The sequence below is a fragment of the Sporosarcina luteola genome, from assembly GCF_007991495.1.
Taxonomy (GTDB): domain Bacteria; phylum Bacillota; class Bacilli; order Bacillales_A; family Planococcaceae; genus Sporosarcina; species Sporosarcina luteola.
In genome coordinates this window covers 45,013-71,681 of the sequence record NZ_BJYL01000024.1, presented here as the reverse complement: position 1 = coordinate 71,681, position 26,669 = coordinate 45,013, and the positions used below count along the sequence as shown (strand labels likewise).

The 26,669-nt window shown below is 43.2% G+C and carries 29 protein-coding genes, 1 other RNA gene and 1 pseudogene; 2 read left to right on the top strand and 29 right to left on the bottom strand.

Going from position 1 to position 26,669, the window contains the following annotated elements; all coding sequences use genetic code 11:
• Positions 1-18 precede the first annotated feature (18 nt).
• Positions 19-207 (bottom strand): zinc-finger domain-containing protein, encoded by a 189-nt coding sequence (locus SLU01_RS09825; RefSeq protein WP_147057774.1) that lies wholly within the window; start codon positions 205-207, stop codon positions 19-21.
• A gap of 79 nt (positions 208-286) precedes the next feature.
• Between SLU01_RS09825 and SLU01_RS09820 the strand changes: the two genes are divergently transcribed.
• Positions 287-691: a ribonuclease HI family protein gene (locus SLU01_RS09820; RefSeq protein WP_147057773.1), complete on the top strand. Its 405-nt coding sequence runs from the start codon at positions 287-289 to the stop codon at positions 689-691.
• Between the two features lie 45 nt (positions 692-736).
• On the opposite strand, the gene SLU01_RS09815 is transcribed toward SLU01_RS09820, so the two are convergent.
• Genes SLU01_RS09815 through SLU01_RS09805 form a run of 3 tightly spaced genes read right to left on the bottom strand, consistent with a single transcriptional unit; the run spans position 737 to position 5,779 of the window.
• On the bottom strand, positions 737-1,339 hold the full coding sequence (locus tag SLU01_RS09815) for a metallophosphoesterase family protein (protein WP_147057771.1): 603 nt from the start codon (positions 1,337-1,339) through the stop codon (positions 737-739).
• A gap of 17 nt (positions 1,340-1,356) precedes the next feature.
• The gene (locus SLU01_RS09810) at positions 1,357-2,178 is read right to left on the bottom strand and encodes a sulfurtransferase (RefSeq protein WP_147057769.1); all 822 of its coding nucleotides are present in this window, start codon (positions 2,176-2,178) and stop codon (positions 1,357-1,359) included.
• A gap of 16 nt (positions 2,179-2,194) precedes the next feature.
• Positions 2,195-5,779 (bottom strand): dynamin family protein, encoded by a 3,585-nt coding sequence (locus SLU01_RS09805; RefSeq protein WP_147057767.1) that lies wholly within the window; start codon positions 5,777-5,779, stop codon positions 2,195-2,197.
• A 150-nt stretch (positions 5,780-5,929) separates the two neighbouring features.
• On the opposite strand from SLU01_RS09805, the gene SLU01_RS09800 reads away from it, so the two are divergent.
• On the top strand, positions 5,930-6,397 hold the full coding sequence (locus SLU01_RS09800) for a chemotaxis protein CheX (RefSeq protein ID WP_147057765.1): 468 nt from the start codon (positions 5,930-5,932) through the stop codon (positions 6,395-6,397).
• Between the two features lie 51 nt (positions 6,398-6,448).
• Here SLU01_RS09800 and SLU01_RS09795 read toward each other — a convergent pair whose 3' ends face one another.
• From SLU01_RS09795 to SLU01_RS09675, 25 genes and pseudogenes are all read right to left on the bottom strand, one after another.
• Positions 6,449-8,365 (bottom strand): ATP-dependent DNA helicase, encoded by a 1,917-nt coding sequence (locus SLU01_RS09795; RefSeq protein WP_147057763.1) that lies wholly within the window; start codon positions 8,363-8,365, stop codon positions 6,449-6,451.
• Positions 8,366-8,441: 76 nt separating this feature from the next.
• Positions 8,442-9,569: a THUMP domain-containing class I SAM-dependent RNA methyltransferase gene (locus SLU01_RS09790; RefSeq protein WP_147057761.1), complete on the bottom strand. Its 1,128-nt coding sequence runs from the start codon at positions 9,567-9,569 to the stop codon at positions 8,442-8,444.
• Between the two features lie 326 nt (positions 9,570-9,895).
• Positions 9,896-10,292, bottom strand: an RNA gene (rnpB, locus tag SLU01_RS09785) — RNase P RNA component class B.
• A 63-nt stretch (positions 10,293-10,355) separates the two neighbouring features.
• Complete coding sequence (gene gpsB, locus SLU01_RS09780) at positions 10,356-10,652, bottom strand: cell division regulator GpsB (RefSeq protein ID WP_147057759.1); 297 nt, start codon at positions 10,650-10,652, stop codon at positions 10,356-10,358.
• A gap of 99 nt (positions 10,653-10,751) precedes the next feature.
• Entirely contained in the window at positions 10,752-12,017 is a 1,266-nt protein-coding gene (locus SLU01_RS09775) for a ribonuclease H-like domain-containing protein (RefSeq protein WP_170232665.1), read from the bottom strand.
• Positions 12,007-12,483 (bottom strand): annotated as a pseudogene (locus SLU01_RS09770) (Zn-binding domain-containing protein); the annotation flags it as partial. The pseudogene SLU01_RS09770 and the gene SLU01_RS09775, both read right to left, overlap by 11 nt.
• 190 nt (positions 12,484-12,673) lie before the next feature.
• The gene (locus tag SLU01_RS09765) at positions 12,674-13,015 is read right to left on the bottom strand and encodes a YolD-like family protein (RefSeq protein ID WP_147057753.1); all 342 of its coding nucleotides are present in this window, start codon (positions 13,013-13,015) and stop codon (positions 12,674-12,676) included.
• Positions 13,016-13,211: 196 nt separating this feature from the next.
• Positions 13,212-14,468 (bottom strand): N-acetylmuramoyl-L-alanine amidase, encoded by a 1,257-nt coding sequence (locus SLU01_RS09760; protein ID WP_147057751.1) that lies wholly within the window; start codon positions 14,466-14,468, stop codon positions 13,212-13,214.
• Positions 14,465-14,734: a phage holin gene (locus SLU01_RS09755; RefSeq protein ID WP_147057749.1), complete on the bottom strand. Its 270-nt coding sequence runs from the start codon at positions 14,732-14,734 to the stop codon at positions 14,465-14,467. The genes SLU01_RS09760 and SLU01_RS09755 overlap by 4 nt, the downstream gene beginning before the upstream one ends.
• On the bottom strand, positions 14,700-15,257 hold the full coding sequence (locus SLU01_RS09750; RefSeq protein ID WP_246110947.1) for a phage holin family protein: 558 nt from the start codon (positions 15,255-15,257) through the stop codon (positions 14,700-14,702). Before SLU01_RS09750 ends, SLU01_RS09755 begins: the two co-directional genes overlap by 35 nt.
• Positions 15,258-15,370: 113 nt before the next feature.
• Positions 15,371-16,093, bottom strand: coding sequence for a DUF4145 domain-containing protein (locus SLU01_RS09745; protein WP_147057744.1), 723 nt, complete (start codon positions 16,091-16,093; stop codon positions 15,371-15,373).
• A gap of 71 nt (positions 16,094-16,164) precedes the next feature.
• Positions 16,165-16,317: an XkdX family protein gene (locus SLU01_RS09740; RefSeq protein WP_147057742.1), complete on the bottom strand. Its 153-nt coding sequence runs from the start codon at positions 16,315-16,317 to the stop codon at positions 16,165-16,167.
• 2 nt (positions 16,318-16,319) lie between these two features.
• Positions 16,320-16,526, bottom strand: coding sequence for an XkdW family protein (locus SLU01_RS09735; RefSeq protein WP_147057739.1), 207 nt, complete (start codon positions 16,524-16,526; stop codon positions 16,320-16,322).
• Positions 16,523-18,133, bottom strand: a complete 1,611-nt coding sequence (locus SLU01_RS18135; RefSeq protein WP_218029699.1) for a hypothetical protein — start codon at positions 18,131-18,133, stop codon at positions 16,523-16,525. The genes SLU01_RS09735 and SLU01_RS18135 overlap by 4 nt, the downstream gene beginning before the upstream one ends.
• Positions 18,134-18,222: 89 nt before the next feature.
• Complete coding sequence (locus tag SLU01_RS09725) at positions 18,223-18,894, bottom strand: phage tail-collar fiber domain-containing protein (protein WP_147057737.1); 672 nt, start codon at positions 18,892-18,894, stop codon at positions 18,223-18,225.
• A 2-nt stretch (positions 18,895-18,896) separates the two neighbouring features.
• A complete protein-coding gene (locus SLU01_RS09720; protein WP_147057735.1) occupies positions 18,897-19,544 on the bottom strand; it encodes a phage tail protein I in 648 nt (215 codons plus the stop codon).
• Complete coding sequence (locus SLU01_RS09715) at positions 19,537-20,670, bottom strand: baseplate assembly protein (protein WP_170232663.1); 1,134 nt, start codon at positions 20,668-20,670, stop codon at positions 19,537-19,539. The genes SLU01_RS09720 and SLU01_RS09715 overlap by 8 nt, the downstream gene beginning before the upstream one ends.
• Positions 20,657-20,968: a GPW/gp25 family protein gene (locus tag SLU01_RS09710; RefSeq protein ID WP_147057731.1), complete on the bottom strand. Its 312-nt coding sequence runs from the start codon at positions 20,966-20,968 to the stop codon at positions 20,657-20,659. Before SLU01_RS09710 ends, SLU01_RS09715 begins: the two co-directional genes overlap by 14 nt.
• A gap of 4 nt (positions 20,969-20,972) precedes the next feature.
• The gene (locus tag SLU01_RS09705) at positions 20,973-21,371 is read right to left on the bottom strand and encodes a phage tail protein (RefSeq protein WP_147057729.1); all 399 of its coding nucleotides are present in this window, start codon (positions 21,369-21,371) and stop codon (positions 20,973-20,975) included.
• The gene (locus SLU01_RS09700; protein WP_147057727.1) at positions 21,368-21,763 is read right to left on the bottom strand and encodes a hypothetical protein; all 396 of its coding nucleotides are present in this window, start codon (positions 21,761-21,763) and stop codon (positions 21,368-21,370) included. Before SLU01_RS09700 ends, SLU01_RS09705 begins: the two co-directional genes overlap by 4 nt.
• Complete coding sequence (locus tag SLU01_RS09695) at positions 21,764-22,786, bottom strand: phage late control D family protein (protein WP_147057726.1); 1,023 nt, start codon at positions 22,784-22,786, stop codon at positions 21,764-21,766. It abuts the gene before it with no gap.
• Positions 22,783-22,992, bottom strand: a complete 210-nt coding sequence (locus SLU01_RS09690; RefSeq protein WP_147057724.1) for a tail protein X — start codon at positions 22,990-22,992, stop codon at positions 22,783-22,785. Before SLU01_RS09690 ends, SLU01_RS09695 begins: the two co-directional genes overlap by 4 nt.
• 12 nt (positions 22,993-23,004) lie before the next feature.
• A complete protein-coding gene (locus SLU01_RS09685) occupies positions 23,005-25,665 on the bottom strand; it encodes a tape measure protein (RefSeq protein ID WP_147057722.1) in 2,661 nt (886 codons plus the stop codon).
• Between the two features lie 174 nt (positions 25,666-25,839).
• Positions 25,840-26,136, bottom strand: coding sequence for a phage tail assembly protein (locus SLU01_RS09680; protein ID WP_147057720.1), 297 nt, complete (start codon positions 26,134-26,136; stop codon positions 25,840-25,842).
• A 14-nt stretch (positions 26,137-26,150) separates the two neighbouring features.
• Positions 26,151-26,669 (bottom strand): phage major tail tube protein, encoded by a 519-nt coding sequence (locus SLU01_RS09675; protein WP_170232662.1) that lies wholly within the window; start codon positions 26,667-26,669, stop codon positions 26,151-26,153.

The following is a 26,669-nucleotide window of genomic DNA, read 5'->3' as shown; positions in this document are numbered from 1 at the left end:
GTTTTTTCTGGCGGGATATTATTTTGTCAATTTATTCATTTCACTTCCTAAAAACCGCAATTGCTCCCCGATTGTACACGTACGGATACAGAAGTGATGCGCGCCTGTTTTTCCGATATCCGAAACAAGTTGCCTTTTCACAAAACATCCTTCACAATACGTATCAAGCACTTCATTGATTTCATTCATGACTGTTAATTTATCCATAGTTGCCTCCCAAGCGGTTCATTCATTCATTTTAGTACGCATTTCAATCAGTTGCAACTATGTCAAGGAGAGATGTAAGATGATCGAATTATATGTGGACGGTGCAAGCGCCGGCAATCCGGGCAAAAGCGGAATCGGGATTTTCATCAAAGGAGAAGGTCAGCAAATTAGACTTTCGGAGCCGATTGAACCGACAAACAATCATACAGCGGAATTCATAGCGCTTCTTCGCGGCATGGAAGAGGCCGCAAAACTGACGACTGGAATTGTTTCAGCCCGCTCCGACTCCAAAGCCGTCGTATCGGCTGTAGAAAATGAGTTTGTGAAAAATGAATTGCATAAGGAGTATTTGAGTAAGATTTTGTCCATTGCAGAGATGTTTGAATTTTTCTTCATCAAATGGATTCCCGACAGTGAAAATAGAGCGGCAGATGCTCTCGCGCGAGAAGCTATCCATAAACAGGACGATCGTGAAATAACATAAAAAGCATTTGCCGACCCTGTCAATTGTCGGCAAACGCCAAGTTTTCTAATCAGCCTTCATGAATGTCACGGTGTCTTTGAAGCTGTCATAGAGCACCCATTCCTTATCTTCAATCACAGCCCCGACATTAACAAGTGTCTGTACGTCCTTCACTTCATACGGATGCCCAAACAGAACTGCTTTCTCTTCATGCCCGTCGCGCAGCAAACCAGATCTGTGGCTATGCCCGTAGAACGTCAGACTTTTCGTCACTTCGGCCTCAATTAATGACCAAGGTGCCCCGCCCCATTTCCATTGATGGCCATGGACCACTTCCCCTGCCCCCACTTCAATTCTTTCAGGCATTGCGGAAAGGATGCCAAGCAATGGATCATCCGTTTCCGTAATGAGTAAAATCCGTTCTTCCTGATTGCCGATCACTGAAGGGAACGTGAGCATTTCTACAAATCCTTCAGGTAAAAGCATCACTTCGGTAAGGTTTGTATATCTATTACTTGCTACATTGCGTTTGCTAATTGTACATTCGAACAAATCCCCCGTGCCGATCAAAGTTGCATCAGGCGCTTGTTCTTTTATATGAGAAAGAACTTTTTCTAAATCTTCTTTTGAGGAATGAATGTCCCCGATAATCGCGTATTGCATTTTCATAGTACTCCGCCTTCATTTCAACTTTTTTCGACTTCAATCTCTTCTCTCGAAATCCAGTCGCTATAACTTCCAACATACAATCTGACCTGTTTATAGCCGGATTCCTTCAACATGGCGTACATTGGAGCGGCCGTCACGCCGCTGCCACAATAAACGGTCACTTCTTCTTGAGGGCTTACAACTGTGGACAGCTGATCCCGCACGCTCCCACTGATGTCGAACGTGCCATCCTTTTTCAACTGTTCCCAATCAAAATTCAGCGCTCCAGGGATATGGCCCGCAACGGGATCAATCGGTTCGATTTCTCCGCGGTACCGTTCCGCAGATCGTGCGTCGAGCAATACGTTGCCAGTTTCCCCGGCAACTGTATTTTCAACAAACTGGCGTGAGGCGAAAATTTGTTCATCCCACATAGGAACGACATCGGTCTTTTCATGAGCCGCGATCTCTTTAGACATAGCTGTGTCTGAAGCGAGCAGTTCCTCATACCCTTCCAGTGCTATAAATGAATTTTTAAACCCAGCATATTGAAGTATCCACCACGCTCTTGCCGCGAAAGGGCTTCCCCCATCATCATAGACGATAATTTCGTCATCGAGATGCAGCCCGCTATTCCTAAATAACGACGTTAAAGCATGATGGTCAGGCAAAGGATGTCTGCCCGATTTTTGATTCATATCGGAAAGATCATCTTCAAGATCCCAATACACCGCCCCTTTAATATGCCCTTCTTTGTATTTCTTTTTCCCCGCGTTTTTATCCTGTAATGAAAATCGTGCATCAATCCATTTAACCTGCTGGACGTCTACTTCTTTAATCGATTTGAAAACTGTTCCCATTCCCTATGCAACCCCTTTATCGAATTTTTTCAAAGGCTTTACGCCATTCATCCAACTGCTCTGTATCCTGTAAAAGTGATCGTTCAGATTCAATCTGCTGAATACTTTGTGTCAGTAAATGGAGGCGAAGACCTTCCGCTTCGGCTTCAATCCACTGATCTGCCCAAGTTTCAATCCGCTCTTTTTCTTTACCTAAATAGATTGAAGCATCGTCTTTTAATCGCTCTTCCAATTGTTCTTTAAGAACGAGGCGTTCTCCTCTTTCGAAAAACGATTTTTGGTTTTTGAATGAACGATTCACCTCTTTATAGACCGTTGGGTTTTCAAAAGGTACCGTAAATGAAAGCATTTCAGCGTCTTCCGCCTCGTAAGGAGAAGTTGAAATAGAATTATCCTTTTCCGATAGGAAGCGCATTTCGGTACGCTGGCGTTCTTTCAACTGCTTATTCATGAAGTTGAGCATACGCAAATTGGTTACTTTCAATTCTTGCATCAAGTCAAAACCGACCATTTGCACCGTCTCAGCCAACGCCATTGACAATGCTTTTTCCGCAGGATAATTGGCGAATGTCGATGGACTATAGCCTTCCTTGAAAAAGTCTCCAAAACGCAAAAATACACGTTGTAAAATATAATAGACCAACTCATTCAACTCATTGATAGAAGCCTTACGGATCACTTCTCCAAAGCCATGTGCGTAATGAGCACGGATGTCCTGCTCAAAACGGTCAAGCTCAAGCATCCGCTCCGCTTTACGGGATTGGTTCAATTCTGTCCGTTCAATCAATGTTTCAAGCCGGCTGACAGTTTTGACTACCTCTTCCTCTAAAGCTTGCACGGCCAGGCCTTTCAAATCGTCTTTTAAGAAACGTTCGAAATGGTTTTCAAAAGCATGCATCGTAGCGTCTTGCCGATCAGCAAGTTTCGCTTCCAAAGCTTGCAGACTTGAAATACCATACACGCGTGGGTGTCGTATTCCAAAAGTCATTAACTCTTGTGCGACGAATGATTTGACCGCTTCGGCCTCTTCTTCATTTGCAGCCAAATCGATGGCGTTGACGATAAAGAACATCTTATCCAATTCAAAGGCATCTTTCACTCGGCCAAGTTGAATAAGAAATTCCCGATCCGCCCTTGCGAATGCATGGTTGTAATAAGTGATAAAAAGAATCGCATCGGCATTTCTTATATAATCGAAAGCGACATCAGTATGCCGCGCATTAATTGAATCTGCCCCTGGCGTATCGACAAGCGTGATGCCCTGTTTCGTTAATGGACAATCGATGAACAAATCAATGGAATCGACGAAACAGCTTCGATCTTCTTCTGCAACAAAGCGGGTGAACTCCCCTTCATTAACATTCATCGTCGTCCCAAGCTTTTCCTTATAGACAGGATAGCCCTTTTCAAATGCCCGGATGAATGTTTTATGGATATGCAAACTTTCATCTTCCAATTCCTTGAGAAGCACTTCTCCGGACTTTTGGAATGCATCTTCTAATGTTAATATCGGTACTCCAAGCTTTTCGAATGAAAACGCAACATCTAGCGTCATCTGCTTTTCCGATTTTAAATGAACATCTGCGGTTCGATCCGCTTTTCCGTCAGAAAGTGGCCGGATCCTGTTAATGGCAGCTGTCGTCGGATTCGGAGAAACGGGCAATACACGATCCCCGATCAACGCATTTGAAAATGAAGATTTGCCGGCACTGAAAGCTCCAAATAACGCAACCGTGAATTCCTGCTGTGCAAGGCGGTCTGCTTTATTCCGTAAATAATTGGCTGTTTCCAAGAAGCCCGGGACATCCATAACGGACTCCGCAATGTGTAAGGCTTGCTTTATGACGCTATTTGCATCAGCACTCTCAGACTGAATTTCTTCGACCGATGTAGGGTCTTCGATTAATTCAGTAATCGTTTCACTTGCCGCTGCTTCCAACTGATCAACATCAATTACCTTAATGTCCAATTTCTTTTCCCATTGCTTCAGCAATGACCGGCTATTCGCTAAAAGGTCTGAAGAAGGGTTCGCTATTCGATCATTCAAACTTGATAATTGATTGTTGATTACCTCGACTTGTGCAATTGCAGCAAGTTTCTGTTCAAGCGTGCGGACTGAGTGTAGCAAAGACTCTGTTTGTTCATTGCCCGTTGCCGTTGCAACCTTGGACATCTCATTTTTCCATTCATCCGTCTTTCTACGAAAAACGAGCTGGATTGCTGTTTTCATCTGCTCCGCCATATTTAATACGGTGTCGCCCGTCATGGCGTCCGTCGCATTCAGTTGCGTATCTATTTCGTCAAACGGAACCGTCAAATCCATTTCATCTATCTCTATGGACCTTTCATCCGTCATCATCGCTGCATCTTTCAGTACGTTTTTCATTAAAGCCTTCATATGCACTTCAATTTGCGTATGTATGAGTTTAGATAAATTACTTGCTAAAGCTACTTTTCTCTTTTCTCTTTCCTCAGCCGTCTTCTTCGCTCCGAAAAGCAGTCCGACCTTGAATCGTGGAGATTTGGATTCTAAATATTCCTTTAACAGCTCTCTTGTTTCAAAAGGACTGATGGATGCATTTCGCAGCAACTCATTCCGTTCCCTTTCAAATGTCGCATAAAATTCGTCGCCAGACAGAAGCGATGCGCGCTTCTTCAAACTCTTCAATTCTCCGGTGAGCTCTTCAACTTGGTTCCAGTCCTCATCGGAAACAAGGTCGGCGTATGCTAATTGACGTTCATTCCTTTCACTTTCAAGAAATGCAAGATGCTCTTCTTTTAATTTCAAAAGAGATTGCTCCGCATTTACTAAGAAATGCTCTTTCCAATTCACCATGGAACCTTCAACGATGGATTTCACCTTTTCAAAGTCGTTATGTGGCAGTTCTTTCGCGCGCAACGACGTATAGAAGATGCCCTTCGGCTCGACGCCCCAAAGACGGAAAGAATCTTCAACTGACCGTTTAAAGTCTTCAAACGGCAGTTCACTATCCCGATGCTTATCGATTTGGTTGATGATCAAATACACATTCGGATTATAACGCAATAATTCCTTTGTGAATTTAAAATTCAGCTCTGACTGGACATGGTTATAGTCCATCGTGTAAAAAACAAGATCGGCGAGATGAAGTGCCGATTCCGTCGATAAGCGATGGGCGTCATCTGTTGAATCCACCCCTGGAGTGTCCATGACCGTAATGGCTTCAGGCAAATTGGATGCTGGATGACCGATTTCAACAAGTTCGATTTCTGCGTCGTCCTTGCTGAACGATTTGATCGCTTCTGGAAAACCATGCCCTTCATATTTGAGCAAGGTGCCGTCTGTTCTGTGAATGATTGCAAATTCGGTTTCGGTCTTTCGTACTTTGACGATGTTGGCGCTTGTAGGGATCGGACTGGATGGCAATAGGTCCTCTCCTGTCAATGCATTGATCATTGAAGATTTCCCTGCTGAAAAGTGACCTGCAAAACCGATGACAAACTCTTCGTCTACCAATTTCCGCGCCAATGAAGTTGCCTTTTTGACCCGCTCTTCATCATGATGTTCTTTAAAAACTTGGCCATAAAGAGCCGTTCGTTCCAAAATATCGCTATGAGACATTGTATTCGATCCTTCCCTGATTTCTCTTTCTAATCATAACATTTTTTTAGAAACTATCGACATACAAAACAAAAATTGAAATTCACCTATACTTTGAGCCCTTAGTCATGGTATCATCACTCTAGACATAAATGGAAGGGGGGTACCTTCATGAGTACCGATACCAACGCGATGAACATACAAAAATTGCTTAACGGTGCCATATCGTCATTGACAAACATCATCCCGCTCAAATTTGATGTGCTATCCCCAGCCCTTACATCTGAACCGTATGAACAAAAGGAAATTAGTGTCCTTATTAATATTGTGGGTGCCTTTAAAGGCAGGCTGATCATTGACACATCCCTGGAAGTCATTGATGCTATCGGCCTATCGATGTTCGGGATGAATATCGAAGGTGAAATGGTCGAATCATTCACAGGTGAACTTGGAAATATGGTGGGAGGCAACTTATGCACCGTTTTGGAAAAGGAACATTTCAACTTAGATATTTCAACACCGACAGTTATGACCGGAACGACTAAGTTTTATGGGTTTAAACAAGCATTTAAGCTCCCGGTTCGTTTTGAAAGCGGGGCAATGCTGCATATCCTTTTGACAATTGATGATCAAAATTAAGAAAAGCTGTCTTTTATCGGTTCCTCCGATAGTGAAGACAGCTTTTATTTTTTATTTTTTTACAAACGATTGAACTTCTACAGGAAAAATGCCAGAGATGACATCTTTCATTTCCTGTTCATGCCCTTCCAATAGGATATGAATGACACCGGAGTCCTCATTTGTTCTAATTAGGCGTCCTGCCCCTTGGCGCAATCTCAATAACATGAATGGAAGATCGACTTCCTCAAACGGATTTTCGGAATGCTTCCTTCTCGCGTCAAATAAGGGGTCATTCGGTGGAAACGGCAAATCATAAATGACGACACGAGTAAGAGCGTCTTGCGGAATGTCAAGACCTTCCCATAAATGATAAGAGCAAAGGACCGAGATGTCTTTCTGTTGGAAATCGCGGATGATCGCTGACAATTCACGATCCCCTTCAAAGGCGATCCCCTTCTTCTGCTCATCACTAAGCTCGTTTTGGAACTGCCTCATCGACTGTTCCGATTTGAACAATAGCAACGTCTGTTGTTCGTCCTCCAATAGTTCGAGCGCGTGTCGGGCTTTTTGCCCCTCATCGACAGTTGTCACAATGACATCCATCACTTCTTCATAGTCAAATGGCGATTCGACTGAAAATGAAAGGAAATCCTCGATGCCAAGACTATCCAATATATACGTAAAGTCTTGCCCTACAGATAATGTTGCTGACGAAAAGACAATGGGCATGTCGGAGGAGAACAGCTTCTCTTTCAAGATATCCGTCACGAGGCGTGGCATGATAATAAGTGTCATTTCTTCTTCAGACACTTCAACCCAATCCACCGCATCGTTTTCTGAAACGAATAATTCCATTGAGAAAATATATTGTTCCAAATACTCTTCAACCATTTTCAAATCATACTCGGGAATAATATATAATTCGCCTTCGAATACGAACTCTTCCAACAGCGCTGTAGAAATGGATACTGCTTCTTTTCCGACAGCTAGAAGCTCATCAGTCTTTTTGATCGCTTTTCGTTCATCGCCACCCGTATCTGAATTCGATTTCAACAGTCGGAAGAACTCCTCATGAACGTCGATCAGTTGTTCCATCAACTGCAGCGTCTCTTCCCGTAAACCGTCTACCATGATCCGCTCCAGCAAATTGAGCAATGTATTGTTTTGAACTTCATATGTGAGTGCCCGCTGTGCAGAATATTCGAGAAGATGACCTTCATCGAAAACAATCATAGAAACGTCAGGAAGCAACGGCAATTGCCCTTGTCGTTTTCTCGATTCCTTCGTCCATATATGCTCCATATAGAAATCATGTGAACAAATGATCAGATCCGCGGACTCACGATAATGATTACGATGGATTGTTTGACCGCAACGGTTCCGAATGTCACATGCCGCACATTGCTGAATCGGATGGTAATTGATCGTCTTCCATTGCTCGTCATTCATTTCCGGATAATCGGAACGCTCTCCATACGGAAAGATCGATTGAAGCGATGCGTTTCCGCGGACAAAATCAGGCAGACCACTTTGCACGTTCTCCGCATACTCTTCTAACGAGGCATCGACCGTTTCATCAAGTCTTTTTAGACATAAATATTGATCTCTCGCTTTTGCCAAACGGACATCAATGTCAATTTGCAGTGCGTCACTGATTTTCCGTATATCGCCTTCTTCTTTTACAAGCTGATCGATCAGTGTTTCATCTGCACAAGATATAAGTGCCGGTTTTCCTGTATATCTTGCGTATGCGATAGCTGGCAATAAATACGCAATCGTTTTTCCGGTCCCGACACCTGCTTCAGCCAAGAGGACTTTCTTCTCTTTCAGCGCTTGTTCAATTTGAAATGCCATATAGATCTGTTCGTCTCTACATTCAAACCCTTTTTCTGTTAGATCGTCGTATAATGTATCACCGATCCAATCGTTCAAGGATTCATAGAATGATTTTTCTTTTGATAGTGAAAATGGCATTTTGCTTTTCATCGGCGCTTCCCCTTTCCTCTTTCGTACATTCGTACACATGGAAACGGAAGAGGGATGGCCTCTTCCGTTTGATTAATTATTTTCGTTGACCCCAATATTGATAAAAATCTGTACGGATAAATCCGTTGAACAGCTTGCGTTTCTTAGTAGCCTTCTTCCCATACATCGTTTCGAAGTTTTCCAGTGAAGATAGCATATAGACAGACCACGATGGGTACTCACCCATTATATGACCGATAATCCGCGCAAGTTCCTCTGCTTCTTCAAGTTCGCCCAACCGCTCCCCATATGGAGGGTTTCCGACGAGTACGCCATTCAAACCTTCAACAGTCAAATCTTTGACATCCCGTTGTTCGAACCGGATTAAATCCATGAATCCAGCCTCTACTGCATTTTGCTGGGCTACCTTGATCATTTTAGCATCCACGTCGAATCCTGTTATATCGAGGGGCTGATCATATTTCGCAAGATCTTCCGCTTCCTCTCTAACACGGTCCCAAATGGCCGGATCCATCCACGGCCAGTGCTCACTGCTGAACTCACGGTTATAGCCGGGGGCGATGTTTTGGCCGATCATTGCTGCCTCAATCGGAATTGTTCCCGATCCACAAAACGGATCAACAAACGGTCGATCCGGATTCCATCGTGTCAATCGAACGAGGGCTGCTGCCAATGTCTCCTTCAAAGGGGCGTCCCCTTGGCCGATCCGATATCCGCGTTTATGTAAGCCGGCTCCGCTTGAATCGATCGTCAATGTCACTTTATCTTTTAATATCGAAACTTCAAGTTTAAATAATGGGCCGGTTTCATCCAAGAAGCCTACGCGATTATATGCAGATTTTAAACGTTCTACAATCGCCTTCTTTACGATTGCCTGGCAGTCCGGAACACTGTAAAGCGTGGATTTAACCGATTTTCCTGCTACTGGGAATTTCGCGTCTACGGGCAAATATTGCTCCCAGGGAAGGGATTTTGTCTGCTCGAAAAGGTTATCGAATGTCGTAGCGTTGAATTCACCGACAATGATGCGCACACGGTCAGCAACTCGGAGCCACATATTCGTTTTAGCGATTGCATATTCATCGCCGTCAAAATAGACTTTCCCGTTTTCAGTTCTCGTTTCGAATCCCAATTCCTTCACTTCATCCGCAACGATCGATTCAAGCCCCATCGCGGACGTGGCAACCAATTTATAATTCGTCATTCATTTCCAACTCCAATTCAAATTGTTATCGGCCGTGTTATACCCGGATTTCCGTTCCAGGCGGACGCTTTCCGCGGGCACGGCTTCAGCCGCTTCCCTCGCTACGCTCAGTCCAGGGTCTTCAGCTCGTGCTGTTCCCGCTGGAGTCGCCGCCTTCCACTGCAATCCTAGATAAAAAAATAACACCCAATAGGTTATGGATTAGTATTTCATATAATATGTAGTCTGTGTGAGGATTAATAAATCAATTCATTTCCCCCATTAATTAAGAAATGCTCTCCAAGACGATAAGGAGAGCATTGATTGTTATGTTGAACCATCGTAAATTCGATAAGCCATGTTTTGTTCCCGTGTACTCAAACAGCTTGCGCCTCGTACTTAGGGCGGTAATCATCTATCTACAGACACATCTAACGATGATGTCTGTCCCTTCATCCGTTCAATTCCTTCAGAAGAGTGCCCCTACCATAATTTGGGTTTCTCGCTTGTGGGGTTTACCGCGTTCCATCTTATCCGTTTCCGGGTAAGCTACGTTACTGTGGCACTTTTCAGGAGACCTCATCCATATTTGCAAAGCAAACGTAGGACTTATCCCCGCCGTCAACGCGATTAACGCGAAGCCACGGCTTATTTTTTCGCCGAGCACAAACACTACGGTCTTCTCAGAGCCGTGCGAGCATGGACTTTCCTCTACAACTTACGTTGCAGCGATTACCTGAATTCACACTATGGTTTCAACAGTATACAACTTTTTTCATAAAATATCAATGGATTTGTTCATATGGGTTATTCGGAATCGTATAGTTTACTTCCGAAAACATGTTTCTCCAAATTGGAAATCCTTTTTAGCAAATCAAAATTCGTTGTATTGGCGTTCGTTGTAGCCGGCCGTTTAGCTTGGACTGACAATTCTTCTTTCAACTTTTCATTTTCCAAACGCAATTCGGAAATCGTTTTTTTGAAAGCTTCATAATCCTGTATGACCTGATCGAGGAAAAGATCTACGTCTTCCTGATTATAACCACGCAGGCCAGTTTTGAATTCTTTTTCAAGTATCGTTTTAGAATCGAGTTTTAATTCCATGAAATGACGCCCTTCCATCTATGTTTACGTACCGACAGTATAGCATATTTTGTATAACCTTGTCTTTCAATTTCGGTGGACAGAGCCGGAATTTGTCGGTTATTGCGCTTCCCCGGGAAATAGTTTCTTCCGCAACCTTATTTCCCTGTGTGCAAAATCATTTCCCATTCTTGTTTTAAATTGTTCGGAAGTTTCAGAGTCGGAGTTTAATAGACGAACTGCCTCCTTCGTATAGTACAATGCCCTGCTCGGCTCTTTTACCTTATGCTCGAACAGTTTTGCCAATTCCTCTAGAGCAATAATTCTTTCCCGGCCGGATAAACCGCCTGCGGCAATTGTGAATGATTCGATTGCCTTGGAATGCTGCTCCTCCCTTTTCAAGATGAAACCGATATGAAAATGCGCGCGAGGTTCATCCACCCCGTATTTTTCAATCACTTCAGCAAGCATCTCTTTGCTTCTCTCATAAGATTTCAAATCAGTAAACCATTTCCCGATATTTGTTTTCGCATTTGCGGTAGATGGTGAATCACCCAGCAACAATAAATCGGTGGAACGGATGTAAAGCGTGACTAATGAAAGGATATCCCATTCATTATGGTCCAGGATCTTCATCAATATTTCCGCGCGCCCATTTTTAACTGCATCTTGGTAGATGATTGGCGCCATATGGCCGGGTATATCACCTTCGCGGAAGAAACCGAGCTGTTCTTCTTCGACAGCCGTCAATTTGAATGTCTCCATTTCATTTTTCCAGATTCTTTTCGAACCATGCAGCAGGTCAATTTCCGTATGTTTCAGAAGCGGCGGCAGGATATCCCTATTCATCGTCCATCTTGTTTGCACTTGGGGCATATCGAAGCTTTTTCCGTTGTACATGACAATGGACATTGGAGTTTCCCACAATTTTGTCGCATATAGAAATGCCGCTTCATGATCCGGTCCAGGCAGCACATATTGCGTCAATGTGAAGGAGTCCTCTGTATATTCAATGAAACCCATCAGGAAAATTAGTGTGCCTGCCCCTTTCAATCCTGTCGTCTCCGTATCGAAAAAAAGAAGCGGCCGAGAAAAATCGGGAGCAAGCGGATGGATTTCCTCCAATTGCCGCCAACTTTCCACTGTATTTAATAATCCGGACAAGACATACTTGCCATGTCGATAATCCATGGGATAATGGACGACACGTTTATAGACAATACCAAATTCGTTTTCTTCTTTCGTCAATCCTGCTGATAGCCATCTATCTTCATATAGAGGGGAAGGAGGCTTTTCGCGTCTTGGTGCTTGAACCACTTCTTCGCTTTCAAGCGGCTTTTTTTTCACCAACTTTTTCATCTGCATCAGTTTCGCTTCATAAGACATCCGTCGTTCCTCCAATAAGTGTCTGAAGAAGGGTAAATACATCCTTCTTCATGCGGACCCCTTCCTCCTGGGCACCAATACAGACGGGACATCCGTTTTCGCACCGGCAGTTTTTTACGTGTTCTGCGGCTTTTTCCAATAAATCTTCCCATCTGCTGAAAATCTTTTCACTCAAACCGATGCCACCGGGATAACTATCATAGATGAAAATCGTCGGCTTGCCAGTATGGATCGCCTTCACTTGCGGCACAACATGTATATCCGTTCGGTCACAGCGCACAAACAACGGAATGAATGATTGGATAGCATACGCTGCTCCTGTTAGCGCATCGGTCAAATCGGATTCTTTCCAGCCTTCCGGGGTATCGAATGTGTACCAAGTCGAAGAAGTGTGCAATTCTTCTGCGGGCAGCGAGATCGGCCCGGAACCAATATTGTCATGTGTATCAAAGCGGATCTTAATAAAGTTCTCTATTAGTGCATGTGAAAGTGTGATTGTCCCCACCCCTCGTTTCGTTCTTTTTAAGGATATAGTAACATAGAAACAGAATTTCGAAAGGAAAAGTATTTTAATTCGATACGTTTAAGTGGCCCTCAAAAGCTTATTACTCAGACTCATCAATTATGAAAAAGAGGAGACATAAGTCCCCTCTTTTTTATATGGTCCGAACATTGATGATATCGCCAACTAAAATATAATCCTTGCCGAATGGACCATCTACGGAAATGGTTTGTTGTGCTGGATCCAGCCGCACAATCTTACCTATGTATGTATCTTTCTTTCCCGCTCGCCAAGTGGTGATGACGGCGTCCGTTCTTTTCATGAATGCGATTTCTAATTCCTCCTGCAGCAACTGCATGTCGTCCTCGTTCAGTTCCGGTTTCGGATCAAGCTCGTCTTCCGCGTGCCAATCCCTCAGTTCGGCAAGGTGCTCCGGTAGCATCATAGCTGTCCATTTGATTTTACCTCGGTCTTTGATATCGCCTTTCACTTCCATTAAATCAGCCTCCTTGTAATCATTATATACGAATGTATGTTCTATATTCAACCAAATAAAAAAAGCACCCTCATCCACAATGGACAAGGGCGCAGCATCTTAAGAGGTCTGCATAAATCTTTATTTGGAGGATAAAGCATGTGCAGACATTCTCATTATAGTACAAATTAATTATATTGCAAGTCTATTCGAACTATTAGTTATTTGCTCTGATAAGGGCGCCAATTGCAAGTGCAGCTATATCACCGTCAGCAGCCTTCCCCTCGGCTAAATCTTTTATCCACTTTTTGTTGTATCCTTGCTTTACAGCTTCCTTAACCGCCATTTCGCGTTGGGCCTTGCTGTTTAAAAACGTTCCCCATTCCTTTTTGAGCGTTCCGCTTGTGAATTCCAAGTCGTTACCCTCCTTTGCTGGTGTCGACGTTGATGTAGCTTTTTTCTTTAGACCAAATGATTTAACGATTCCGTTCGCGTGTCCAAGGGCAACTCTATCAAGAAATTCAGCGCTCTTTAATAGCTTCGCGTCGCTAGCATTATCAATAAATCCCGATTCCGTCAGGATAGACGGCATATGCGACTCGCGGAGCATGTGCAAGTTCTTTCGTTTTTTGCCGCGATTAAAAAACTCCGGAATCGTTCTTGTAATTTCGTAATGAATAACCGCTTGGAGATCCATCGTCTTGTCGCTGACCTTTCCATTGAAAACGAAATCTTCGTAGCCTTTTCCCCCACCTGCATTGATATGAACTGACACCAAGTAGTCAGCGCCCCAGCTGTTCGCCACATCCGTCCGTTGTTTAAGTGAAAGGGTTTGATCAGTGGCGCGGCTCAACTTGACCTGCACACCTACGTAGTCCTTCAACAGCGATTCGATTCTCTTTGAGATGGCCAAGGTCAAATCTTTTTCTTTCAAACCATTTCCGGTTGCTCCTGGATCTGTTCCGCCGTGTCCGGGGTCGATATAAATTTTCACCACGTTGATTACCTCCTTGTCGTATTTCGTTAACACATTCTTTTCGATAACACTGATCAGTTTTTCCGGATACTTGGGGTAGGTAGCGTATCCGGCAGCACAAACGGCGCGCGCGGCTTCTCGGTAGTCCTTTTCGTTCAATACGGCCGCGTATCGATTGAAAGTTTCCCAGCCTGTCCCAGTCGTGTATTTCTTACATAGATCATTAACAGCACCTTCAAAAGTTGGGTACTTTCGGAATTCGGCTGTTACAGTGTAGGGCGTTCCATCCCCTCTATATTCGAGAGTTTGTTTGGCATACACTTCACCGGACCACCCAGAACCACACTTAATGCCAAACAGGTTATTCGCCTTTGTTGCGAGCTCGGACGTGCCTGACGCTGATTCAAGAACCCCCTGGGCAATGATCAGCGACGGCAAGACATCGTTCGCAAGTCCATGTTTAACTGCAAACGGTGCCAACCGCTCGATGAAACTCATCGTTTGTCTCCCTTTTTCGGCTCATGGTAACGCATTGCTTGTTTGCTGTCAGATAAGCCGGACACAGTCGGATCCACTACGACTCCAAGGATTACAAGCAGAGCAAACACAGCAATGATAAAGTTAGTCGCTTCCTCACCAATCAGGTCTGCAGCTAATTCATAACCAAACCACCCCGCGACAATCTGAGTAACCAACAAAACAGCCGGCACCATGGCCAGCCAGAACATTTTATTCTTCACCCTTACTTTCCAATTGATCTTCATTCGAAACATCCTCCTTTTTTTTTGCTAATTGATGTTGAAGTGCTTCGTTTTCATTTAGCAGCTCCTTCTTGTCGATTCGGTCGAGTATCGGATGCCGGACAAGCCGATGATCCTTTCCCGAGGGATCCCGGTGCATCTTTTCAAGCGCATTAAAAAGGACCGCCGGAATCGGCAGCCCCATCTGTGCACAGTTTTCGAGTATTGACAAGCCCTCATTGACAATAAAGAACGACGTGGTGCCGAGGATCACCAGACTTTTAGGATCTTGTCCCACCGAGATGACCATATACTCGACAGCTGCAGCCATACCGACCATGACAAATACGCCGAGCTTTTTGACCACACCCGCAAAACCGATTGTGCTGTCCCAAGACTTTGTCACCCATGACCGCAGTAGGCCCGTGATTACATCCAAGAACATAAAAAAGACAAGTACCACAACGGCCTCGTTTACCACGTCAATCATATAGATCACAAAACTGATGATGAGCGCCCCTAAGCCTTTAAGCCCTGTAACTTCCATACGCGTCACCGGTACTCTCTCCCTTCTGCATTGAAGTACCCCCTTTCCTTTCTCTTTATAGGAAAATAAAAAGAACGCCCGTGTGGACGTTCTCTTTAATACGCTTGTTATCATTACATCAATTGATATTTATCCAACTCGAAAATATTTATTATCATATTTTCGATTATTTCTATACCATCTATGATTGTACTTCTTTTCGGTATCTCCAACTCATGAGCAGATACATTTCCAAGATGTCTAATTTGATGTAATGTTTTCGCTTGTTTTTCTACTATGAAGCCCTTTGTCTGTAAACCGTTAATTTTCCCTTCAAGGTTAGAACGTATTAATTCATCTCCATGCTTATCGTATCTCTTTTCTCCAAGGTCATCATAAATAATTCCCTCTGTAACTCCAGTCTCTTTACACACAGCTTCAACTATCATTCTTAACCCCACCGCGCATAATAAATAATGCCTTGAATTCAAAGTTGAAACCAATTGCTTGTATAACTCTGCAATCGACTCGGGAGCATTTTCAAAATCCTTCGCAGGATGAAGTAATTCATTTTTTACGGAAGGTGCTATTGGTTTTTCGGGATAAACATATTTTTTAGTGTAATTCACTAGTTGTTCGAACTCATCCATTTCTTGCATATCCTCAGCACCGTATTCTCGTAAAAAGGCATTAGTGTCACAACCTAAACATTGTGTAATAAAATAGTCTTCGAACCATTGATAATCCCATTCTCCAAAATCAAGATTGGACCTTGAGTGTTTATATATATACTTATGATTCGTTTCCTGCTTGCACATCCTACAGTACAATTTTTGACCGATTTTTTTATCTGACATTAATATCCCCCCTCATATTTCCATAATTCGACAAAGAGGAAGGATATCCTTCTATAGGCAAAAAAATACACCTACTCAGCAGGTGTTTCGAAGTCTTTTCCAGTAATCTGTTTGAATTGTGCAGGAGAAATTTCCCCGAATGGATTTGAATCAGTTTTCACAACCAATCTTAATTGATCAACTGTTACCCATTTTTGGTTAAATGCAAGTTGCCAGAATGCCATTATTAAGCGCCTCCTTTCAGTTGAAGGATATCAATTTTAAGCAGTGCTACTTGTTGGCCGAGGCTATTAATCAATAAGTCTTTTTGCACGTTCTTGATTTTTTCTTGGGCTAGTTCTATTCCCAGTGCATCCAGTGAAACGGGTATGATCTCTTGGTTTTCCCTCTCTTCTTTAATCTTACTAAGAGGTTTTTCGTTTACGATTTTCAATCAAACGCACCTCCAAATCCTTCTAGCCGCACTTGTTGGGAAGCTGTGCCTTTTTCAAGCGTGAACCGGATGTTGATTCCCCACTCTTCTGCCGTCTTTTCAGTGTTTGTAAATGTGTAACCACGCTTATTCATAGCCATGCCTGTAATGTCTTCCCACGTCGGTTCGGAGTCAAAAGCATTATTACAAGCTTCGATTTTGATTGTTGACCCGATCGGTACGTATACATCGGGAGTGACTAAAATTCGAGATGCAGCAATATCCGTGACAAATGGATTTTTTAATTCCAATAGAATCGTATCTTCATTTCTTGTAAACGTGAAAGTCCGGATTGATTTAGCTCCGATCGTATCAACTGCTTCGATAGTTAACGAGTGCTGCTGAAGCTGTAACGGAATCCACATTTCGATTGGGATTTCTAGTGTGTAATCAGTATTTGGAGTGGCTTCAAACGTTCGGATAACTTGGCCATTTATTTTTTCGGTGACTGTGATTGCTTGTCCTTCTAAATCATTAACTTGATATGGGATTGAAGGAGATTCCATCAATGTACCAAGATCACGGTCGTTATCAGAAATGACAGGTGGTCGATTGTGAATGACTCTGAATTTGCGTTCTGCAACGGTTGAAATACCGCCTTGTCCATCCTCAGCCCAGACTTTTAACGTGTGATCAACATGTTCTGCCAATTCAACAGTTAGTGGTGTATCGCCATCAAATATTTTCTTGTCGCTGTAGGTAAACAGTTTAGAAAATGGAATTGGCATTGAACCGTTTGAAATAGCAGAATTTAGATTCCTGATAGTCCCATTATTGAATTGGGCTTTAATGGTGACGGTATTATTCGATTCAGTATCTAGTGCGCTACCATCAACAAGGATTTCATTTTGCCCTACGGCTTCTGATAAGGTTAAATTATTTGCTGTGTTCAGTGTTAGAGTTGGGATTGTGTTATGCCCTATTGTAAAGACGAGAGAATCACGATAACTGGAATACGAAGTCCCATCGAAAGCACGGACCCTGAATTCAATTTTGTCTATTGTTTTATCTGTGGTTAAAGTGAGTGCTCTAGTCAGGCTATTATTATTAGCTATAGACACCCAAGACTGCGCTACACCGTTTTGATAATATCGATACTCGGGATAGTAAGTAATTAAATTTCCTTCCGCATCAGTGGATGCACCCCAAGTCACCGTAATGTTAGCGCCGCCCTTTAATACTCCAATTGGTTGCGTGAAGCTGCCTGGTGTCGTGGGTGCCGTGTTTATTATCTCAGCTTCCAAAAAGACATTAACATTAGTACTCACACTAAAGTTTGCAGACCCTGCTTCCCTATCAGTTCCGATAAAGGGGTTGAATTCTACGTATCCTAGATGAGCGCCGGTTGTACGTTCTACCTTGACCCTGTACCTATACTTATCGCTGTATTGTGATACATTGCTTCTCGAAGGTAGCCCGCTGAAGGCTGCGCTAGAGTGTTGGCTACCGTCGGACCAGTAAAAGCCTACACTAAGATTGCCCGAAGCTGATATGTTTACAGCGGTTCTGACTGTTGTTGTTACAATGGTTACATTTGAAGCTAGCTGTCCTAATCGTTCCCATGCCATAAATCAAGTCACCCCCTTATATAATCTCTACGCTGTAGGTCTTGAAGTCACCGAGTCGTACTTTGGTTTTCTCTAATGTTCTATTCATCTCAAACCACCAACCTTTTATTCAAACTGTCATAAACCCCACGACTAACAACCACATCAACTAACGTGTTTAGATCCTCGGTAAATTGGTTCGACGTGAAATTGTTCGAATAGGACTGTTCCAAGTTCGTCAACCGCAACCCGATTTTAGAAATATCCTCCGAGTTTTTTTCGGTCCTCTCACTTGTCACATTAAAACGAAGGACGAACTCATTAAATTCCTCACGGGACACATAGCCGGTGTTTGAAATGTTCGCAGTTATGTTAGCCGCATTCGCAACGATGACAATAATCTCAAATTCATTATTAATTACTGTGGTTCCACCGTCAGCTGGTAGAAAGTCCGCTTCTCTCGCCAAAGCAATTGCAAAGAGGATTTCTCCTAAGTCCGGATCTTGTGCAAATAATCCAATTTCCCGCACATAAAAGCCTTCATCTAGACCTTCATTCGTGATAGCCGAGTGAACCTTACATTGCCCCGATTCGACTTGAATACCAGTTATCCATAAGTCTTGAATAGGATTAAGCAAGGACTCAATATCCTCAAGGTTTTGCTCTCCGTGGTTGCCGTCCCCTATAGCCACTTTCGTAAAATTGAGGACGACTCCACTTTCAGCCTTCGCCTGCAGGTCACGACCTTTCTTGGTCAGGACCATGCCTGTAAACTCCGCCATTGTCACACCTCCGATTTGATAATTGTTCTTGTACGCATAGAAATAAATCCAGCATAGTATTTGGTCTGCTGGATGGATGGCATTTTAAACGCCGCTGGACGTATTTGGATTTTGTTTCGGGTTGAGATGATGCCGCCGAAGTATAGATTGGATTCTAAGGAGCGCTTGATAAGTATTTCTTCTAATGTAGATCGTCTATTTTTTGTGGAGTTTACAATATCTACAATTTTATTTAAGTCCTTTTCTGTCTTGAAGGATTCGTTAATTTCGATACGGAAGAAGAAAGGGTTACCCCCGTATTCAAACCATTCCGAGACGCGGCCTTCCAAACCCACATTAGCCAATGCTTTCTCGACAGCGCCTGCAGTACCTTTTACCATGTGCAGCAACATTGAGCTGTCGATGATTTCTTGTTTCAATTCAGGAGGTAGATTTTTATCATAGAAGTCAACATGCAAATCAACAGCAAGAGCATCCAAAACTTCATTGTCCTGAATGCCACTGCTACTATGGAAAACCAGCTTATCTGCTAGTGAATAAATTGAGTGCGTTGATTTATCTACAGCCTGTGCTGCAGCTTTAATATCCTCGTCATCCCTCAAATTAATTGGTAGGAGTTGATGCAATTCGGAGTTTGAAAGATTAATCATCTTCCATCCCTCCAAATACAAGATTTACGTTCTTATCTCTTGCGACCTGGCTATCGGTAATAACTGTATCGATTGGCAACGTGACGTCCACGCGCTTCGCCCCAGCTTTTCGTAATTTGAATACGAGCTCAGATGGGTTAATGTCTCTCCCTATCTTTGATTTCTGCCAAAAAAGATATTCATTGAAAGCTACTTCGATTTCGTCTCGAACTGTGGAAGGATCCGTCACCGAGCTTGGAATGTAATAGGTAGCATGAGCGTCATATTCAACAATTGACGGTGCTTGAGGTTTTACAAAGTCGGTCAACGGACGAATATCTTTTGTGAAGTAATTGTATAAGCCATCTAAAAAGGATTTTGTAGGAAGTTCGCCGTTTTCCAGCAATACTATTAGATTGACTACCCCCGTACCTTTTTCGCTGTAGACTTTAATGTCGCTAATCAATGAGCTGTAAGCTAAAGCGTGATAAATATACGCCGCTTCGGGACCGGCCACGCTAAATCCTTCCGGGGCCATGTGAACCCGTTCCCGGAAACTATCATCATCCTCACGATCTACTCCCCCCTGAGAAGTATCGATATTGACCGCTGATATTAAAAATGGCTGTTGCTCGACCATACTATTGATTTGACCAGGTGCGTAGCCATTTCCTACAGATCCCGGAACTTCGCAAACTGCTGGCACGATAATTTCCGTTTCACCGGGCGCCATCACATGATCAGTCTCTGTACGGAAGAAAATACCGTCAGGAGGCATGAATCTTTGTCCCGCTGAAATGATACGGGCAACCGGGGAGCTCAATGACGCAGTCACTTTCATACGTGTCCGTGCGGGCTTATCCTCTTCGCGATACGTTTTCACTTTTGCGCCCAAATGGTCCAGCTTTTCATTCCTCGCATATTTGACGAAGTTTTGTTTGGCCGTGTCGTTGATTTTCTGCCTCAGCTGAATTTCCCTCAATGCCTGGGTGTATAAAAAAATGCGTATTTTGTCTCCTGGATAGAGTTTTTTAACCTCGCCAGTATCCTCAAAATACGCCCTTTGATAATCTTCTACTATTTCATTGATAATTTGTTCCGGATTAATCTCTACAAAATCAAAATCCGGCAATTCACTCAGCTTCAATTCGTAACACCACCCTCGGGATAAGCTTGCCTTCCTCATTTCCGCTAAAATCTACATGATCAACAACTGCACGGGGCTCGTACTTCCTTACCTTTGTTACTGCTTCGACTACATACATGCTTTTCGCCTCATCCATTGGCATATCAAGCAAATCAACGGACATTCCAAACGATCTGTCGAAAGGGACGCTTCCTTCGGGTGTCGTCAAAATGACGTTCACGTTGTCCAACACCTCTTTCACGTCTACATCAGTCGAGCCATCGGCGATGGCGATCTGTACATTACTAAGATTCAACACTGAGCTACAACTCCTCGATGTATTCTTCGAGCGTGATATCGACCTTACAGCTGTAAAGTTCACCACGATTAAATACGACATCCCACGCTTGCGATACGGATTCAACTGTCCACTTATCCATACCTAACGCTCTTGTCCCAATAACAAGAGGAAAAGCAAGTCCAGCTCGCGACATACGCAGCCACTTTTCAGCTTCTTCTCTCGGCTTTACACCGTGTGCTGCTGAAAGTTGGATTGTAAATGAAATGGTGTCTAATTCAGCACCAAGAAATTCTTTTGCAGGCTTTTTCCCGATGATTGCATGCTTTTCTGACCGCACAGTAGAATCCCTTTTAAAGTCTTGGAATGTGAGAATTCTTTTATCATTCGTTACGAATTTTACTTTTCCAAAATAACCAATCATGACGATTCACCGCTCGTAATTACGCCGCCAACATACAAGTCGCCACGAATAACAACATTTTTTGCATTTACAATCGTCAGCTCCTTGTTCCGATAATCGTATTGAACAGAAAGGTCCTCATCAAATTTTTTCACGTAAACTTCCTGATCTGGAATGGGAGGCGTGTTCCCGTCATGATAATACCGGCCCAGACAAAAACCTTGTTCTGTCCCGTTCGGCAAAAATAAAAAGAGCGCACTATCCCCTACTCTGGGGAAGTTTTGCTCCGCACACATTAACGCTATGTCAGTCGATACGTCGTCGTCACGATCGGGGAAAGTTGCTCGAACTGTTCCCTCATGCGCATTAATTCCATCGATAATGCCTGTGCGGATCACATCGTTAATATCCATTTAATAACCCCCTGTCAGCACCTTGTGCAGTTCCAAGGTAGTTTTATAGCCCGATAAAGAATGAGATGCCTTCTCGACATAATATTTCCCGCTGAAACTGCCGAAGCCTTCCAACTCAATCGTGGAAGAAGCCAATATCCTTGTATCTCCTACAATTTCAAGCGTCGCTTTCATTTCCTTACGATTTAGCTTGCGCAATGTTGCTTTGGCAAGCCTTTGTGCTTCGTCAAGGTTCGCAACACGTTTATTGATTTTATAAATACGGTCTTCGTCTTTATTGATATTTTTTGGAGCAAATAAGTATTGAATCGTTTTCTTTTTCTTTGCGTCGAAATATTTAAGCTGGACGCCAGCATATGCAGTATTCGTTTCAGTCGATTTGAATGAATAGTTGAGAACCGTGCTGTCACTTTCATGAAAGGTTGCAATTGGCTTTTTTTGCTCGTATTCAGATTCCTTGAATATGATTATTTTCATGTCAGTAACTTTTAAGGAGAAACCTTCATCCCCACAGGCTTTCTGTAAAAATGCAGAGTCTTCTTCATCCTTCTGTTGTCGGTCCTTGAAAACCGGATTATCTTTGCTGTCATAAAAAAGTTGAAGTCCATATCGCTTAGCAATGTCTGCTCCCATCGCTTTAAGGGTGATCCCCTTCCAGGACTTACTACGTTTTAAGTCCATGAAATTCCGATTCTTGGGGATGGAAATACCCTTTAAACTAATGACAGACGGACGGCCACGGTATTCAGGTTCATCCACCACGAAAAAACCGCAAGGCAATTTCTTTTTCTCGCCATCTTTTCTCCAATTCACCGTGATAATGCTTGCTACAAAAGTATCGCCCTTTTGAAACATCCAGTTCGAAATCCACTTTCTTTTGACGTCGGAAATTTCTACAGCCACATCATCGGCGCTTCCGCCTGCATTGTCCGTATAAGTAAAAGACAGAAGATCCTTGCCAAGATCTTCTGTAATGTCAACGCCGTTATATTCCAATGCAATATAAGCTCTTCTCGCCTTCAATTCGACACCCTCTTCCAGGGTGGTAGGCTGTCAAATTGTTCAACGGTATCTATTTCTGGAACTAGCAATAGCACACCGGAGGAAAACATGATTACGTCCACTACATCAGGGTTAGCCTTCATCAACATATCCGTATGAAACTCAGAGCCGTAAACTTTTTTTGACAAGATATCCCATGTATCTCCTTGAACAGTCGCATACGTCATGAAACCACTCCTTTACGCGAACGATAATCTATCATTATCTTCCTCTTTTTCACGGATCAAGCGATTGAAATCTCGCTTACTATCACTATCTACCTTTTCGACTTCTTCTTTGGATGTGCTTCCATGGAAATGATAAGAAGGGCTGTACACATATTGATTGCTGGAATTTCCATTGCCCTTTTGCGGATTATGCAAAGCATTTAATTTAGACAAAGGAAGTACTGCTTCCTGCTCAGCACCCTCACCGATCATAGCAAGAGTAGGGCCTGTGGTTATTCCACCCTTTGCTAACATCGGGATTTTGGATAAGTTAAAGCCGAACGACTCTCCACCAATTAACGGAACCCAATCGGGAACTTTGAAACTCAGTTTGTTCACGCCGCCTATCATCGCGTTAGCAGCTGCAACCAAACCATTAATCGCTCCGCGTCCAGCTGCAGTAACGCCATCGAATAAGCCCTTTACAAGACCAGTGGCTCCGGACACTACATTTTGTACGATGGTCTTCAAGTAATTGAAGGGTGTAGCCATGACTGTTTGCAGATTCATAAAAATAGAATAAATGTTAGTCTGCAAAGTTAATATAAATCCTTTGACAGAAGTTATAAACCCGCTTATTCTACTGACTGTTCCGCTTACAACGGTCGAAATGATATTACTTATATAGCCAAAAACATTGGAAAACAAGTTTCTGACAGCCGAAACAATCGACATGAAAATATTGACTCCGAATGTCCTTGCCGTTTGAAAAACCGTTATAAAGTTGGTAACGGCATTACGCGCGACTCCAACTATTTTGCCGATTGAACTAGCAATCGTACGGAGTATTCCAATACCGATTTGATAAAACTTGTCCATGAATAGGTGGTAATAATATTGGACATTCGTTGCCAATTTGGGACCAAGACCTTTGAAGAAGCCTATAATGGACTTAACGACTGTAGCAACGCCTTTCACGAGTCGCCCCATCATCAGGAGGTTCCATAGATTCCAAAGGAATTCAATCGCCCCTCCTAAGAGTCTTTTTACCCCTTCCCAAAGCCCTTTCCAGTTTCCGGTAAAAAGCGAAGAGAAAATTTTCACGAGCCCCAAGATGATATTTAGTCCACCACGAATGACACCCTTCACGTTCTCCCAAATCATTTTCACTATAAAAAGCACAACCGGAGCTAAAAACTTAAAAAAGCCACCGATTACTTTGGCGACATTCTTTACTGCCTGTATAATTTCCGCTCCGTTTTCATTCCAGAATTCAGCTATTCTGCCTACTACATCCTTCACAACGCCGATTACTGCACTTAATCCCGCTTTTATATATGGAGCAACTAACGTTGATATTTCTCGTACCTTGTCGCTATATGCCTTAAAGCCGTCTGCCGCTTTCGAAACGAATGGACCGACTTTCGAAAAAACGTTTCGAATTGAAGTAAACACAATGGGTGCATATTCTGCGATTTGGGAAAAGGCGAGCTTGAAGTTTTGTTTGACTGTTTGAATCAATTTGATGACAGTATCAGTCTGTTCTTTTGAAAGCCCCATGCTTCGGAATGAAAGAATCCCTTTGATTGTACCGGCGCCACCCTTGAACGTATTAAATATTCCACTAATGGCTTTTCCAGTTGTTTTAGCTGCTTTTACAATTCCAGAGAATGCTGGCTTTGCCATTTCAACTGCCTTAAAAACAACTGGAGGGAGCTTTGAAAAGGTCTTGCCAAACCATGCCATAGCTGCCTGAATGTGAGGCTTTGCAGGCTCCATGATCGTTGCCATTGTAGAGGATATTGAAGATTTCAAACTGTCGACGGATCCTGTCCAGTTCTTTTTTGTTTGTTCCATAATTCCAGACATTGCAGCAGTCTCTCCCGCAATGCCTTTTGTCCCCTCTTGCATGCCTTTTACGAGCATATCAATGGCTTGTCCGGATTCAAACATTCCTTTAGATATTTGCTTCTTTAATTTATCAACAGAAGTCCCGGTCTGATTGGCCATAATCTTTAACGCTGGTATTCCAGCATCCATCAACCGATTTATTTCTCCAAGGCTTAGAGTTCCAGATACTTGCATTGCACCAAAGGCACTCGCGATCTGTCTAAGCCCCTCAGACCCTTTACCACTAGCTGCTGCCGCATCTCCAATAGCCTGCATCGTTGGAACGACTTTTTTTGCATCCATACCGAAGGCAATCAAGTTCCTCGCTGTTTCAGCCAAGTCAGGAAAAGCAAAAGGTGTTGTCTTGGCGAATGCCAGAACCTCATCCAAAAATACTTTCGCCTTTTTTGCATCGCCCATCATAACGGTCAAAGAAGTTTGAGCATTTTCAATAGCGGATAATCGATTCATACCAGATGCCGCGAGTGCTCCACCTGATAATAAACCGAGTGCCCCAGCGTATTGTTTTACCATTCCTATCGCACTCTGAAATGGAGCAATTATTCCAGAAGCTACATTGCGTGAAACGCTTCTCGTCATATTACCAACCGCAGGTGCAACGCTTCCCACAGCACCAGTTAGTGAACCCATCGTTCGTGTAAGAGTACCGGTGGTCCGTGTTAGGGTGCCGGAATTACGATTCAGTTGATTCATATTTTTGTTCGCACTGGCAAAAGCAGTTCGAAGGGAAGAGTCCATTTTAGCGCCAAGTCGAAACGCTATTTCATAGCTTTTTTGATTCATGGGACTTGTTCACCTCCGCGATTTCGTCAATGACCATCCGCAAATCTTTTGGCATCAATCTTTCGAAATAGTCGATGCTCGTAAAGGTAGACACAGAAAGACGGACGCACACTTTTCGCAGTGTACGTCCGTCCGTTTGTTTGAGATATTTATTGTTTTCTCGTTTTATTGTGCCTACGCGTTGAAGAAACCCATAACGACACGCTTCACTTTTACACCTTCCACTGCAGGCAACTGCTGGAAGAATTCAACGGGCTTGCCAGTTGCCTTAGCCGCCAAGATACATGCATATCCTGTTGTCATCTCATTCATGACTGCGAATTGGCCAGATTCGCCAAACTGACCATCAGCTCGAATTAAGTCGCCTGTTGTCAAATTTTCTAAATTCGAGAGGTCGACCTCTGTATGCTCGTTTCCTTCAAATGTATATGGCTTTTTAAATTGGATTAAATACTCATTAGATTGTGGCATCTGAATTCCTCCTGTTAAATGGCATTTCGGACGTCTTCAAGTAGATCGTCACCATCGACGATATAAATCGAGTTCAATTTATCCAACTCAAGCAACGTCCTGCCACTTTCTTCGATTTTGATATATAGAATTTCAATAGTTGCTGCTGTTTCTGTTGGCGTACCGACGCCGACTTTTCCCAGACTTAACGATTTAGGGATTCCTCGAATCGTAATTTTCAAGGGGCGAATACTTGTCTTTCCTCCCGTAACGTCATAACTTTGTTGAGCAGCACGCAAGACAATGGTTTGCCCGCGATTTTTCAAGAACTGGAATGACGAATCACTTATCGTTCTGAAAGATACTTCGATTGTTTGCGAGCTGAAATGACCAGGGGTTGTTGATTCGTATTCCCCTGCAATTCCAGCCCCTGACACTGTTTCTGTCATCGCTTCAAAGTCGGGAAGAGTAATTTCATTTGATACCCCTACTAACTTATCGGCATCATTATAGACGTTGAAGTTAACTACTTTTTCTGGAATAGTACCGGTCAA

Excerpts from the sequence above, each read along its gene's own strand:
- SLU01_RS18135 (WP_218029699.1), bottom strand. The coding sequence starts at position 18,133 with ATGGCATGGGAACGATTAGGACAGCTAGCTTCAAATGTAACCATTGTA.
- SLU01_RS09740 (WP_147057742.1), bottom strand. The coding sequence starts at position 16,317 with ATGGCATTCTGGCAACTTGCATTTAACCAAAAATGGGTAACAGTTGAT.
- SLU01_RS09810 (WP_147057769.1), bottom strand. The coding sequence starts at position 2,178 with ATGGGAACAGTTTTCAAATCGATTAAAGAAGTAGACGTCCAGCAGGTT.
- SLU01_RS09700 (WP_147057727.1), bottom strand. The coding sequence starts at position 21,763 with ATGGATATTAACGATGTGATCCGCACAGGCATTATCGATGGAATTAAT.
- SLU01_RS09815 (WP_147057771.1), bottom strand. The coding sequence starts at position 1,339 with ATGAAAATGCAATACGCGATTATCGGGGACATTCATTCCTCAAAAGAA.
- SLU01_RS09800 (WP_147057765.1), top strand. The coding sequence starts at position 5,930 with ATGAGTACCGATACCAACGCGATGAACATACAAAAATTGCTTAACGGT.
- SLU01_RS09825 (WP_147057774.1), bottom strand. The coding sequence starts at position 207 with ATGGATAAATTAACAGTCATGAATGAAATCAATGAAGTGCTTGATACG.
- SLU01_RS09805 (WP_147057767.1), bottom strand. The coding sequence starts at position 5,779 with ATGTCTCATAGCGATATTTTGGAACGAACGGCTCTTTATGGCCAAGTT.
- SLU01_RS09750 (WP_246110947.1), bottom strand. The coding sequence starts at position 15,257 with ATGGAAGTTACAGGGCTTAAAGGCTTAGGGGCGCTCATCATCAGTTTT.
- SLU01_RS09820 (WP_147057773.1), top strand. The coding sequence starts at position 287 with ATGATCGAATTATATGTGGACGGTGCAAGCGCCGGCAATCCGGGCAAA.
- SLU01_RS09795 (WP_147057763.1), bottom strand. The coding sequence starts at position 8,365 with ATGAAAAGCAAAATGCCATTTTCACTATCAAAAGAAAAATCATTCTAT.
- SLU01_RS09765 (WP_147057753.1), bottom strand. The coding sequence starts at position 13,015 with ATGGAAGTGAAAGGCGATATCAAAGACCGAGGTAAAATCAAATGGACA.
- SLU01_RS09755 (WP_147057749.1), bottom strand. The coding sequence starts at position 14,734 with ATGAAGATCAATTGGAAAGTAAGGGTGAAGAATAAAATGTTCTGGCTG.
- SLU01_RS09680 (WP_147057720.1), bottom strand. The coding sequence starts at position 26,136 with ATGCCACAATCTAATGAGTATTTAATCCAATTTAAAAAGCCATATACA.
- SLU01_RS09760 (WP_147057751.1), bottom strand. The coding sequence starts at position 14,468 with ATGAGTTTCATCGAGCGGTTGGCACCGTTTGCAGTTAAACATGGACTT.
- SLU01_RS09790 (WP_147057761.1), bottom strand. The coding sequence starts at position 9,569 with ATGACGAATTATAAATTGGTTGCCACGTCCGCGATGGGGCTTGAATCG.
- SLU01_RS09685 (WP_147057722.1), bottom strand. The coding sequence starts at position 25,665 with ATGAATCAAAAAAGCTATGAAATAGCGTTTCGACTTGGCGCTAAAATG.
- gpsB (WP_147057759.1), bottom strand. The coding sequence starts at position 10,652 with ATGGAATTAAAACTCGATTCTAAAACGATACTTGAAAAAGAATTCAAA.
- SLU01_RS09690 (WP_147057724.1), bottom strand. The coding sequence starts at position 22,992 with ATGACGTATGCGACTGTTCAAGGAGATACATGGGATATCTTGTCAAAA.
- SLU01_RS09745 (WP_147057744.1), bottom strand. The coding sequence starts at position 16,093 with ATGTCAGATAAAAAAATCGGTCAAAAATTGTACTGTAGGATGTGCAAG.
- SLU01_RS09725 (WP_147057737.1), bottom strand. The coding sequence starts at position 18,894 with ATGGCGGAGTTTACAGGCATGGTCCTGACCAAGAAAGGTCGTGACCTG.
- SLU01_RS09775 (WP_170232665.1), bottom strand. The coding sequence starts at position 12,017 with ATGTCTTATGAAGCGAAACTGATGCAGATGAAAAAGTTGGTGAAAAAA.
- SLU01_RS09705 (WP_147057729.1), bottom strand. The coding sequence starts at position 21,371 with ATGATTGGTTATTTTGGAAAAGTAAAATTCGTAACGAATGATAAAAGA.
- SLU01_RS09720 (WP_147057735.1), bottom strand. The coding sequence starts at position 19,544 with ATGATTAATCTTTCAAACTCCGAATTGCATCAACTCCTACCAATTAAT.